The organism is Vibrio chagasii (assembly GCF_024347355.1).
Classification (GTDB): Bacteria; Pseudomonadota; Gammaproteobacteria; order Enterobacterales; family Vibrionaceae; genus Vibrio; species Vibrio chagasii.
Window position 1 is genome coordinate 927,217 of sequence record NZ_AP025466.1, and the last position, 12,496, is coordinate 939,712.

A 12,496-nucleotide genomic window follows, 5' to 3' on the forward strand; every position below is an offset into this window, starting at 1 on the left:
TATCTTAACGTAAAGATATTTTAGATGAACATATTATTAGCAATGATTCCCGCATTCTTCTGGGGAACAACTTATGCAGTGACGCAATTTACGCTACAGGAGTGGCCACCACTATTACTAGGTGCTTTGCGTGCATTACCTGCTGGTTTGTTATTGCTAGCGGTAAAACCGACACTGCCGAAAAAAAGCGAGTGGCAAATCATTTTCACTCTAGGCCTGATCAACATCGCGACCTTCTTTGGTTTGATCTTCGTGATGGCACTGACACTGCCTTCAGCGATTTCGGGTGTGGGTATGATCTCTGTGCCTGTGTTCGCAATGATCTTCCACTGGGTAGTGAAAAAGCAGCGCCCACATTTGATTCAAGCCTTGTCAGGTATTGGACTGGTCACCTTGGCGTGGATTCTATTCAACCCAAGCCAAATCGCATTGAACCCTATCGGTTTAGGTGCCATGTTTGCCGCGATCATGTGTATCGTTATTGGCAGCAGCATTACCAAATCACTGGGTAATCGCATGCACTGGTGGAAGGTGCTGACATGGCAGCTGATTCTGGGCGGTGCAATCTTGTCTGTCGCGTCTGGCGTTCATGCCTTCATCGATCCGCAACCTTATGTGAATGCTGTGACTCATTTCGATACTCGTAACGCAATGGGCTTGGTTTGGGTAATTGGGCTAAACACAGCACTGGGTTACGGTATGTATGTATGGCTACTACAACGTATGACTGTGGTTGATTTTACCTTTGGTGGTATCGCCAACCCAGTAGCGGGCATCGTGACAGGTATGGTGTTAATAGGCGAATCCTTCACTGCGGTACAATACTCACTCATGACAGGCATGATCATTATGTCACTGCTACCACAGCTGATTCTTGCAATCCGACAGTCCAAGACAGTCAAACCCGTTACGCAGTAAAAGCTGCAAACTAAACTATAAAAACGCGCCTTAAATTGGCGCGTTATTTATTAATGGTCGTTACAAAACTTAAGCCAAATCCTAAATCTAATCAATATATCGAACCTTGGTCATCATCAACCCAAGGGCAGCCAACACTTGAGCCACAAAACAGCTGACAAAGAGTACCGGCAAACCAAACATTGTCACCAAGTATCCAGAAGCAGCCAGACCAAATGGCATCAAGAGTTTAAACAAAGACCCTGTAATTCCAGCAACACGACCAAGGTGCTTTTCCTCGAATGCTTCTTGACGATAGCTCCAAATACAAATACTGCTGTATACGCCAATCGCACTCACCCACAAGAACGACATCATCAATACGCCTTTTTCAATAAAAACCATGTGCGCTGAAGTCATACCTTGCAGTAAATAGCTTTGACTCAGCAATGCAGGGAACAAGAATCCAAACGCCTCTAAAACAATAGATAAAATAAGCAGCACGCCAAGCCCGATGCGCTTTCTAACCTTATCAGCGGTAAAAGAACCTAATAGTCCACCGACACCAGACGCCGCGATCAAGTAACCCACCTCGATATGACTGAGCGCTAATTCAGCTTTGGCAAAATAGATGGCTTGAATCCAGAAAATTGCACCCGTAGTATTGATCACCATTACGACCAAGGTGATGTGCCACATGTTTTTGTTCGCATATAAGATCAACCAACCCTCTTTAAGCGCACTCAGCACCGACTGTTGAGCGACGGGGGCTGATGGCTTGAATTCCAGCTTATTGAGCTGCCAAAACGCTAGCACATACATCCCCGCAATAAGCAAAAACACGTTATGTAACGCAGACAATAAAAGCAGCCCCCCAGACAAAACTGGGCCAACAGTTTCTAACAAACTGTACAAAGAACTCATTCTCGCGGTGGCGGTATTTTGCATGTGCTGAGGTAAAACATTTTTCATCATCCCAATACGCGCATTGTGGTAACCATAGTTAAACGCCATCATCAGGAATGCGCACGGAAACAGTGCGTACAAAGGGTTCGGCAACCATCTCACTGCAATATAAGAGACGACCAATACTGCTGCTTGCCCGATCAACATGCATTGTGACCACTGCTTTTTATTAAACCTGTCAACCCAAACACCGATGAACAGAGCTAATAGTAGGTTGGGTAAAAACTCGACGGCTCTCATCCAACCCATCATCTCTGAAGACTCTGTCAACTCGTAAACCAACAAGGGCAGAGCAAGGTCATAAATCTTGGTACCAAAGGCAACAAAGAACGCTGTTGAGAACAAAACAATAAAGCTTGAGCTTTTCCAAATAGAGGGTGATGCCCCTGCACCTTTTACACTTTCCATTTCTCATTCCTTTTAAAAACAATCGAATAACTCTATTATCGAGATTAAAAGATGAAGAAAAATAGAAAGATTAAACAAGGATTTCACCTTTATGTATTACTGGAAGGCTCTAGCATTTTTACGTTCTCGGGTACTCGTTAACCAACCGACTTCACTCTCTTTAACTGAAGTAACGAATGCGCTAGGTTGTACCAAACGTAACGCTCAATTGGTGATCAAAAAGCTAGTCAGCGAAGGTTGGGTTGACTGGAAGTCAGGAGTTGGCAGAGGCAACCTACCCACACTCACGCTATTAAAAAGCCTGGACAGTGAGCTTGAGGTACGAATAGATGAGTTGCTCTCTGATAATAAAGTTGACCAAGCATTGGAGCTGGTTGATGAATCACAACGGGATCAGTTTCTACTGGGTTATATCAGCCGCTATCAAAGCTTGCCGACTGAACTAGATATTCTGCAAATCCCTTTTTATCGAGGGACACACAGTCTGGACCCGATAAAAGTCACACGACGCACTGAAGCTCACATCACTAGCTACCTTTTTAGTAACTTACTACGTTTCAACAAGTCAACTCAGTCGTTTGATGGTGATCTTGCCATTGATTGGTACCAAACAGAGCACCGTTGGCACTTCACGTTACGCAAAGGCTTAGTCTTTCATGACGGTTCACCGATTCTAGCGCAAGACGTCAAAGCACACTTTCAACGTCTGATAGGCAGCAGTCATCACAATAGTCAGCAATTTAAATGCATCTCCGCTATTACTGTTATCGATCCGCTCCACCTCTGTTTCGATATCAATGCCAACACAGGCTACCTTCCATCACTGCTATCGTGCTCCGCTGCGGGTGTTGCCAAAGAAGTGGGAGGGAAAATCATTGGTAGCGGCAGCTTTAAATTGGTGGAACAGTCCGAATGGCTAACCAGACTCGAGGTTTTCAGCTCCTACCATGGGCACCGACCTTGGGTAGACGGTATAGAAATTTGGAATGTTGGTGATAAAGCCAAAGACTATGAAATGCACTGCGATATTGTTCACTCACACCCACATTACCAACACTCATCCATCTCAAACGAGCTTGCCGAGATAGAACAGTGGGAAAAGGGGTGCGAGTACGCTGTGATAAACCCACATCGACACACTTGGCTATCAAACCCACAACACCTTAAATCACTGAGTGAATTACTACGTTTGCTAGGGATCGCAAAAGACATATCTCTGGACACCGTCGGCTACGCCGAGGGGATGCTATCGACGTCCAATCAATCAACACAGCCAAAGATAGAAACGGCGAATAACCAAAGCCCACTCCAAATGGCCCGACAATTCGCTGACCAGCTTAGCAAGCCTAAACAACCGTTAAAGATCCTAACCTATCAGCTGTTTGACCACATAAAAATGGCTCGCCACTATTGTGATCGGTTAAATGAACTTGGTTTTATCTGCGAATATCAAGTGCTCGAGTTCCCTGAATTTTGTCAGCCAGATAACCTAAAAGATGCTGACATATTAATTAGCGGCGAAGTGTTTTCAGATAACCTCGATAACAGTTGGATGGGGTGGCTACAAAGTTCTATCGCATTAGAAGTTTGCCTCACTGATGAGCAAAAACAGTGGCGAGATGAAAGCCTTGAACGGCTTTGGAAAATCACCGATTACCAACAACGACAACCTGTCTTCCTAGACATAGAAGCGCAATTGATCACATTCGGAATCTATCGACCAATTTTCCACGTTAAACAGCAGCTCAATTATGCCAAAACCGTGAACCCTGTGGAGCAGTTGGCGAACGGTTGGATTGATTTTAACCAAATCACTATGCGCCGCTAAATTGGTCAATTCTTAAACTAAAATTAAACCTCACAAAGAACAATGACTTTATTAAAATATCAATTGGTAAAAATATTTACTTCTCATTGGTTATATTAGAGATTTAATTTCTACATTTCATTTCAATTAGAGACAAAAAGACAAACTTTTTCTCCGACGACCTCCTTATACTGTGCCACGTCATTAAGGCGCTACAAGCCTATGATTTAAAATAATTATTAATGAGTAGTCACCATGAATTCGAAGTCGCTAACTATCTTGCTTTTTGTCTCTGTTTGCTTAATTTGGGGAACCACTTGGTTCGCTATGGAAGTGGCATTGCATTCTATCCCACCAATTTTTGCTACTGGACTGCGCTTTTTACTTGCAGCCCCTCTGCTTGCAGTATTAGCAAAAGCCTTCAATCAACCTTTACTGTTCCCTAAGGGCAAGCGTCAATGGCTACTTATTGTGGCACTGATGTATTTCGCGATTCCGTTCACTTTGATGATCTATGGTGAGCAATACATCTCTTCTGGTTTGGCTTCGATTATCTTCGCTAATATGCCTGTTGCTGTGATGCTGATGTCGGGTTTATTCCTTGGTCTACGCTTAGCGAAACATCAAATATTCGGCCTAGTTACCGCGGTTATCAGCCTGTGTTTAATTCTTGGCAACGAAATGCAAATGGGCGGTGATGACTACTTTATCGGTACGGTTTGCCTGGGTCTTGCGGTTGCAATTCACGCGGTAATGTACGTGTTAGTTCAAAAACACTGTAAAGGCATCGAAGTACTGACTTACAACGCTGTACCAAGCTTTATTGCTGCGATGTTCTTATTTGCTGTATCGGCTGTTGGTGAGAACGTAAACATAGAATCTTTCACTTGGGATTCTATCTCAGCGGTCGTGTACCTAGGTTTTGTAGCGAGTGTCGGCGGTATTGTGGCTTACTTCAAACTAGGTCAGGTTTCGACACCGTTCCAAGCATCCATTTGTTTCCTTATCTTCCCAGTGGTTGCGCTACTGATCTCTTGCTACATCAACGGTGAGGTGCTTTCAGAACAGTCTCTGCTTATGATGATCCCTCTGCTTTGTGGCATCTTGCTAACTAAAGCACCGAAGAGCACCTTCAAGCTGCGTTCAACGCTTAAAACGGCAAGCACTAACTAAGTAGCTAAACAACTAAAACCAAAGCCATATTCAAACTGCCCCAGAAACAAAGCGTGTGTTTCTGGGGCCTTGTCTATTAGTCTATATGTTTAACTGGAGTGAGGATGAACACACTCTCTAACTACGCAAAGTAGCACTTACTCAGTCATATAAAACTTCTCACCCAGCCTCATATATTTCTTCAAGGGTTGTGACTTGAGAAATTGAATCCATTTGACCGAGTAGAAAGTTCGCAATTTCACGGTTATTGGACACTCTAGGTACCTTTTGTTGATTATCAACTTGTTTTTTATTTTCAGTTAGGTAGTCGCAAAATGAGCGTTCTCTTAGCCTTGTTACTATGGGTATGCTGAGTTCTCCCTTACTTCGGAATGCTTGATAGAACGCACATTGTGACATTAATGCTTTATCAAGCTCTTCAGCTAAAATCGATAAATTAACCTGTTCATTATCAGGTATTTCAATAAACCAATGATGGTAAAATAACTTGGTATCATTGCAAATCGGGCTAGGAGCGACCGTAAACTCATGCACACTAATATTTAACTTTTCCGCGACTTGACTCATTACCAACTCAACATGTTCGCTACGGATATGTTCACCCATAATATTTAACTCATGCTGTGTCCTACCACATACCACGATACGGTAAGGGTTGATGGAAACAAATCTTACGATATCGCCTACACAATAACGGTATAAGCCCGAAAACGTCGAAATCAACATCACGTAGGCTTGATCTCTCTCAACCTCTTGTAAAGAGAGACATGTGGGCGTCGCTGTATGAAATTCGCTCAACGGAATGAATTCAAAAAAAACGCCGTTATGAGTGTCGAGCAACATACCGTCTTCTTTTAAATCTTGCACAGCAAAAAAGGCCTCCGAGGAGCAATAAAACTCTCGAACATTGATTTTATGGCCTAGCATTTTTTCTATTGCGGGTAAGTAAGGTTGATATCGAGTCCCCGAAGAATAGAAGGTATCAAGATTTGGGAAGATATGATGTAAGCACTCAGAGCCAGAAACTTTTTGGCAAGCTTGTAACATTACAACTACCCAGGAAGGAAAGCCGACCATAGAACGAATATCCTTGGCATTAATGGCTTCTCGCGCAATTTGTAGCATCATCTCTTCATGCTCAGGAATGTCTAAAGTTTCTTCAACCGGTACAACTCCTTTAAACAGCCTTTTAGGCAATAGCTTTCGAGTCAGCCCTGATAGTCTACCAATAGGAAAACCATTCATCGAGACTGTTTTACATGACCCCGTTAGAGCAATACAATTAGCATGAACTAGTGATTTTTGCTGGCTTATTAAAGGGTATAAATGTGCCAATTGCATTGAGCCTAACAATTGATTTGCCTGACTTTCTTTTGTCACAGGAACATATTTAATTTCTCCCGTGGTACCTGACGTACAAGCAAAGTAACGAGGCTTGCCCGGCCAAAGCACACTCTCTTCTCCAAGAACAACTCTTCGCATGTAAGGGGCGATCGTTTCGTTAGTCTGAATGGGAACAAGTGATTGAAAATCTCTAACGGTGCAAATACTAGAAAAATTATTTTGCTTGCCGAATTGGGTCTTCCGCCCCGACTTTATCAGTTTCTTAAATACATTACTTTGTCCAGAGATGGGGTCTTTAAGTAGTTTTTTATATTTCCTCTTAGTTTGAGCATACCGAAGTGTGTGGATAATTTTCACTTTTTAGTCCTTATCATTAGGTGGAGTTTGTTTACATGAACTGCGTAACAAAAAGGTAAGTAGATAGACGGTATTGAATGCGCATCTTTTTAGTAAAAGGCACTAATATTCAGGCACAACCTATAAAAGCATGTAAGCCATTACTATTTGCTCCTTCACGCTCCGCTTGTCTCCGAAAACCAAATTGGTCTTCGCAATTCCAGTCATTACTCCTTTGTTAGCCAACTAACATTAGTCAAACAAACTATATTCACACTGTTTTATATTAAAATATTTTAAAGGACTGTATGATTTTTGAATCCAATCACTATTTATAATGCAACAACCATAGTGTTGCGTAGGGTGGTAAGTTCTATTGACTGAGGACGCATTTACCTACAAAGAGGCTATGCTAATTCTGACACTCGCATTAACAACTTTATGCTCAAATTTGATAATGAACTACGCGAAAAATGAGGAGGTTACTTTGCATGTTTTTCAACAAACAGGCTGTACTGGTAAGGCTAGGAATCAGGACACCAGCAACTAGCCCACAAAATCTTTTCGTTGGCTACTGTTACTAGCACCTTTGCGACTCGACGCTGAGCAATTCCTACAACGCTATTTGCACAGCTATAAAACGTTCTTTCATCCCAAAGCGTTGAATATTGATAAACATTCTTTTTATAGTAACGCCAGTACTCGGATAAAGCGCGAATAACGCATGAGGCAAGGTGTGAAATGGCGGAAAGTATCCAACCGAGTGGTAAGTTTCGATTCCGATTAAACAGTTTAAGCTCACCGTATCTGGTCTCAACCAGAACGCGAAAATGTCGCCTTCTAAGCCTAATTAGGAAGACCCAGTATGTATTGAGGGTTCTCATTCTGGTATTGGTTATATGGGACTTACCGACTCTTGATCAAAATAAAAGCCGTGCAAGATAAAAGTCATTCGATTAATAATAAAGCCATCATCTCCAAGAACGGTTGAAAACTTCATGAGCAATACCACCCTGCCTATTCCAAAAATACCGCTCATTTTAGGAGAACCTTGCCGAGCGCTGGAATTTTCAGGTATCCAAGAAGCACAGTTCATCGAGCCGCATCGTCACGAGTACTGGGAAATCGTGTGGTGTTTGGATAATAGCGGAACGCAAAGCATCGATTTCATCGAATACCAAAACCGCCGCGGCCGTTTATTTACCATTTCACCGGGGCAGGTTCACCATTCTGAGTTCATGGGCAAAAGCGTTCGCATGTTGATATTCAGCCCCGGCTTCGCTGAAACTAATCCACGTAGCACGCAACTGGTGAATACCGTATTTTCTACGATTGATCGTCCACCGTACCTTGATTGCAACGAAGAGGGTTTTCCCTACCTAGAATCAATTTACACACTGCTCCTAGAAGAATGCGAACGAAAGGCGTGCGACTGGGAGCTTGTAGAATCACTCCTTAACAGTTTTTTACGTTACGTATTGCGCTTTTCTAAAAAGCCATCCCAAAAAGGGAAGCAGAAAGATGCTCGCATTGTTCAATTGATCGAATTGATTGAACTGCATTATCGCGAAAAAAAGAAATGCCAGTTCTACTCCGATGCCTTAGCTCTCACCAGCAAACGTCTCAACGAATTAGTGAAGGCGGACAGAGGCAAGACGGTCACGCAACTGATTCATGACCGAATTATATTAGAAGCGAATCGAGAGCTGGTGTTTTCGACCAAATCCGTCAAGACCATCGCCTTTGAATTGGGCTTTGATGACCCTGCTTATTTCAGCCGCTTCTATCGAAAGCAAAAGAGAGAAACACCTGCAGAATTTCGTCACCGATGTTTAGATAGTACAATATAAAGGGTGGATAATCCCTTTTATCCACGTTTGAATGTACCAATAATACCCGAAAATAAATTCATCACATTCGGGTATTTTTCTATTCCATGGCTATCAACTTAAACACTGACCCTATTTCAAAATCCTTTTATCAGTATCTATGGCCAGCGCTAACTGGCATGTTAATAAAATCCTTGTTCATAATGGGCGATACACTCATCGTCGGGATGGGCATCGGCTCCGAGGGAGTTGGTGCAATGGCATTAATTGTTGCGCCATTCTCCATTTTTACCGCCATTGCAATGATGGTTGGGATTGGTGGCGCCGCCAAAATGTCGATAGAAGTTGGCAAAGGAAAATCCAGAGCCAGTCAAATCTGGTTTAGTCAATCAATCTTGCTCATAGCGCTGCTTTCGAGCATAACGGTTGGAGTTGGCATAGTCTGGCTAGATGAAATTATTGCCTTAATTGGAGCCACAGGCTCTATAGCGAAACATGCTCACGATTATCTGTCTGCGATGCTACCGTTTTTCGTCATCTATTCACTCGCTTGGGTTCTATCCTGCTTTGTGCGCAACGATACAAACCCTAAACTGGCCACTTATGCCATGTCTTTTGGTGCGATAGCTAACCTAGCATGCGATTATTTGTTCATCATGAAAATGGACATGGGAATGGCAGGGGCAGCCTATGGAACGGCAGTCGCACAAACACTAATTGCATTAATTTTGATCACTCATCTCGCCGGAGAGAAAGGCACGTTGAGGCTTAATTTAAAAGGCATCGGATTAAGTAAAGCGAAAGAAATTTTAAGTATAGGTACACCGACTTTCTTTCTTGAACTCACATCAGCAATGACCATTATTTTGTTCAATTATGTCCTACTAAACCAGTTCGGTGAGGGCTACATTATCGCCTACGGTTTGACCACAAACGTTGGTATATTTGCCCTATTTGTCATGGTAGGCATCGCACAAGCATGTCAGCCAATCCTTAGCTTTAATCACGGAGCAGGACGCCCAGAACTCATTGACGAGACTCTAAAACTGGGGGTGAAAGCAGCCATGGGCAGCGGTACGGTCTTTCTGTTAGGTATCTGGCTGTTGGCGCCACTGATTGCCTCAATTTACTTAGGTAATGCGAATGACTTAATCCCAATCGCCGCAAGCGCGCTGACGTTTTACTTCTTCGGCGTACCTTTGATGGGGTTAAACATGGTGATTGCCAACCTGTTCCAAGCCATTGCCAAGCCAAAACAAGCGACGCTTATTTCCTTATGTCGAGGGTTTGTGTTTGTTGCGCTAGGTGTATTACTACTGCCTAAGCTCTTCCCGCAAGACGGCATTTGGGCAAGCATTGTCTTTGCAGAATCGCTCACCGCGGTGATCAGTTTGAGCATGTTGCTAAACTACAAACGTAAAGCTCTTTCACCAGCTTATTCTTGATATCGAATATTCCGGGCCTACAAACAGCCTGTAGACCCGGATAGATTAAAAAACGACTTATTCACGTTCATCAAAGACGAATTGGCCCTCCACACTGAAGTGATCTGACAAATGCCACTCACCCCACGTCTCTTCGCTCACCCGCTGTCTCAACTTAACGGTATTCGTATTTTCAAAGGCTCTGCGGTGCTCTGAACTAACGAGTACATAATCGAGGTACTCAGATTGGGAGCCACCAGAGTATTTAGCAGACGCGTATGAGTTTATACTCGGGTCAAATGTTGCTTCTCGATATCCAAGGTAAGTTGGCGGATCAACCTCAAGCGTAGCCAACATAAGCAAGTACTCCATAAAATCGCTATTTTTATCGATGTTAAAGTCACCTGCATAAATGACTGCCTCGTCGGCTGGTATTTGTTTAGTCAACATAAAAGTCCGTAATAACCCAAGCTGCAAGCGACGTAATCTTTTTGCGGCACTTGTATTAAACGAAGCTAGGTGTGTATTGAAAATATGGTATATCTGACCATTTTTATCGATTTTAGTGTAAACAATTCCTTTATCAGCATAACAATCTGTCCCAGAGCAGTGATCAAACACCAAAGCATCCGTCTCTAAAATTGGGTAGCGACTTAACGTAACAACACCACCATCATAAAGTGCAGCGCTATCACCACCGACGACGTCGGTTTGGTAAGGGTATTCCAGCTCTAAAGCGTCAAACATTGGATCTCTCGCGCTCGAAAACGCTTCCTGTAAGACCAAAACATCATAGCCGGACAAACTGTGTTCCATCAGAGCAGCACGAGCATCAATGTCCGAAGAGACAGAAGGAATCATCCATAGGTTATAAGTAGCGACCGTCAGCACATGATCTCGGTACTCCATGTCGGCAATATCATGGTCAGCAATCACAAACTCAACGTCATCAAAGCCAGAGGTATAAACCGCTTTTACTCCGAACTCAGTATGACTACCGTCACCGCGGTTAAGATTGGTCACGTAGGGATTATAATCTGTTTTTAAAACGAACCTTTTATACCCGTAGGAAAGCGTGGTACCTGCCCCATGACCGACTAAACGCAATTGCGCTACCGGAGTACCGGTTTCCTCTATCCATCCTCCATAACCGTTTGCACGTTCAACATGCATAAAATAATCATAAGTTGCACCGTTGACTATCCCGTAATAACGATTAAAGTCAGCTACCTTAACTCGTTGGTAAGCGGGTATGATAATTTGCTCTGAGGTCAAGCGATATTGGTTGCCGTTTTCAACTGGGGCCGTGGCATCCGCGATAAAGTTAATACGGACAGGTTCATCCGTGCGGTTAATGTAGTAGACAGAAGTAGCTAGTGCTTGGAACGTCATTGCCCACAACAAAGCGGCAATAGTCAATGTTCTCATCATTAATAATCCTTATTCGTTGTTACACGTAGACATGCGGGTTCAAGCTAAACTCCATATGCAACCAAGCGCAACGAAAAGAAAATCAAAACGTGCAGTGTAACCAAATTGTTACTTTAATGTTAATATTGTGTTCTTTTATTTAAATTTATGATCGATTATTTCCCATAATAAGAAGTTTTAATCTCAAGGCTGAAGCACTAAGCATTGCATGCACTAGGTGGTTTTATGACTACCATTAATATCGACCTAAATACACTGCGTTCTCAGAACATTTGAAGCCACCGATCTTACCCACTAGAGTCGCGTTAAATGTTCTCGCCTAATACCAATATAAAAAGCCTGCGTAATTGCAGGCTTCCTTTTCTTTGTGACATGATAGAACGGCTTAGATCGCTTCTCCATTTACCATTACTGCGACATTAATGTTGCCACGAACCGCGTTTGAGTACGGGCACACCTGATGCGCGCGACGAGTTAGCTTCAACGCTTCTTCTTGTGACATGTTTAGCTCAACCGCTAGGCTCACCGTCAGTGCAAATCCACCGTCATTATTCGGCCCAATACCTATTTCTGCAGTAACAGGAGCTGGCTCTATATCCATTTGATCTTCTCGCGCTACGTGCTGAATCGCACTAGAAAAGCATGCCGAATAGCCCGCCGCGAAAAGTTGTTCTGGGTTTGTCGCCGAACCCGTTCCCCCCATCTCCTTAGGATAAGCCAGTTCTAACTCCAAAAGACCGTCATTTGTTTTTACTTGACCATTGCGACCAGCCACTGCAGTAGCCTGAGTTTTATAGATTGTAGTCATACTAATTTCCTTTTTAATTTAAGTTGCGCACTATTTAGTTGCTCACAACCTTATATCGAATTAAAGATCGTTG

9 protein-coding genes are annotated in these 12,496 nt (G+C 43.1%); 5 read left to right on the forward strand and 4 right to left on the reverse strand.

Annotated elements, in window-relative coordinates; all coding sequences use genetic code 11:
* Positions 1 to 24: 24 nt before the first annotated feature.
* Entirely contained in the window at positions 25 to 918 is an 894-nt protein-coding gene (locus OCV52_RS20100; RefSeq protein ID WP_137406807.1) for a DMT family transporter, read from the forward strand.
* An 87-nt stretch (positions 919 to 1,005) separates the two neighbouring features.
* Here the strand turns inward: OCV52_RS20100 and OCV52_RS20105 are convergent, their stop codons facing one another.
* The gene (locus tag OCV52_RS20105) at positions 1,006 to 2,271 is read right to left on the reverse strand and encodes an MFS transporter (protein WP_137406806.1); all 1,266 of its coding nucleotides are present in this window, start codon (positions 2,269 to 2,271) and stop codon (positions 1,006 to 1,008) included.
* A gap of 91 nt (positions 2,272 to 2,362) precedes the next feature.
* Here OCV52_RS20105 and OCV52_RS20110 point away from each other — a divergent pair, with 91 nt between their 5' ends.
* Positions 2,363 to 4,099: an SgrR family transcriptional regulator gene (locus OCV52_RS20110; RefSeq protein ID WP_137406805.1), complete on the forward strand. Its 1,737-nt coding sequence runs from the start codon at positions 2,363 to 2,365 to the stop codon at positions 4,097 to 4,099.
* Positions 4,100 to 4,333: 234 nt separating this feature from the next.
* A complete protein-coding gene (locus OCV52_RS20115) occupies positions 4,334 to 5,251 on the forward strand; it encodes a DMT family transporter (RefSeq protein ID WP_137406804.1) in 918 nt (305 codons plus the stop codon).
* 159 nt (positions 5,252 to 5,410) lie between these two features.
* Here the strand turns inward: OCV52_RS20115 and OCV52_RS20120 are convergent, their stop codons facing one another.
* Complete coding sequence (locus OCV52_RS20120) at positions 5,411 to 6,952, reverse strand: GH3 family domain-containing protein (protein ID WP_137406803.1); 1,542 nt, start codon at positions 6,950 to 6,952, stop codon at positions 5,411 to 5,413.
* A 977-nt stretch (positions 6,953 to 7,929) separates the two neighbouring features.
* On the opposite strand from OCV52_RS20120, the gene OCV52_RS20125 reads away from it, so the two are divergent.
* A complete protein-coding gene (locus tag OCV52_RS20125; RefSeq protein ID WP_105024102.1) occupies positions 7,930 to 8,781 on the forward strand; it encodes a helix-turn-helix domain-containing protein in 852 nt (283 codons plus the stop codon).
* 86 nt (positions 8,782 to 8,867) lie between these two features.
* Positions 8,868 to 10,205, forward strand: coding sequence for an MATE family efflux transporter (locus tag OCV52_RS20130; protein ID WP_137406802.1), 1,338 nt, complete (start codon positions 8,868 to 8,870; stop codon positions 10,203 to 10,205).
* A 57-nt stretch (positions 10,206 to 10,262) separates the two neighbouring features.
* Here the strand turns inward: OCV52_RS20130 and OCV52_RS20135 are convergent, their stop codons facing one another.
* Both OCV52_RS20135 and OCV52_RS20140 read right to left on the reverse strand, forming a co-directional pair.
* Positions 10,263 to 11,615 carry a sphingomyelin phosphodiesterase gene (locus OCV52_RS20135; protein ID WP_032554007.1) on the reverse strand — a complete coding sequence of 451 codons (1,353 nt, stop codon included), beginning with the start codon at positions 11,613 to 11,615 and terminating at the stop codon, positions 10,263 to 10,265.
* 385 nt (positions 11,616 to 12,000) lie between these two features.
* Positions 12,001 to 12,423: an organic hydroperoxide resistance protein gene (locus OCV52_RS20140; RefSeq protein WP_137406801.1), complete on the reverse strand. Its 423-nt coding sequence runs from the start codon at positions 12,421 to 12,423 to the stop codon at positions 12,001 to 12,003.
* Between the last annotated feature and the right edge of the window lie 73 nt (positions 12,424 to 12,496).

What these genes read in the sequence shown, in the direction of transcription:
- OCV52_RS20135 (WP_032554007.1), bottom strand. Translation starts at nt 11,615, where the DNA reads ATGATGAGAACATTGACTATTGCCGCTTTGTTGTGGGCAATGACGTTC.
- OCV52_RS20100 (WP_137406807.1), top strand. Translation starts at nt 25, where the DNA reads ATGAACATATTATTAGCAATGATTCCCGCATTCTTCTGGGGAACAACT.
- OCV52_RS20105 (WP_137406806.1), bottom strand. Translation starts at nt 2,271, where the DNA reads ATGGAAAGTGTAAAAGGTGCAGGGGCATCACCCTCTATTTGGAAAAGC.
- OCV52_RS20130 (WP_137406802.1), top strand. Translation starts at nt 8,868, where the DNA reads ATGGCTATCAACTTAAACACTGACCCTATTTCAAAATCCTTTTATCAG.
- OCV52_RS20140 (WP_137406801.1), bottom strand. Translation starts at nt 12,423, where the DNA reads ATGACTACAATCTATAAAACTCAGGCTACTGCAGTGGCTGGTCGCAAT.
- OCV52_RS20110 (WP_137406805.1), top strand. Translation starts at nt 2,363, where the DNA reads ATGTATTACTGGAAGGCTCTAGCATTTTTACGTTCTCGGGTACTCGTT.
- OCV52_RS20115 (WP_137406804.1), top strand. Translation starts at nt 4,334, where the DNA reads ATGAATTCGAAGTCGCTAACTATCTTGCTTTTTGTCTCTGTTTGCTTA.
- OCV52_RS20125 (WP_105024102.1), top strand. Translation starts at nt 7,930, where the DNA reads ATGAGCAATACCACCCTGCCTATTCCAAAAATACCGCTCATTTTAGGA.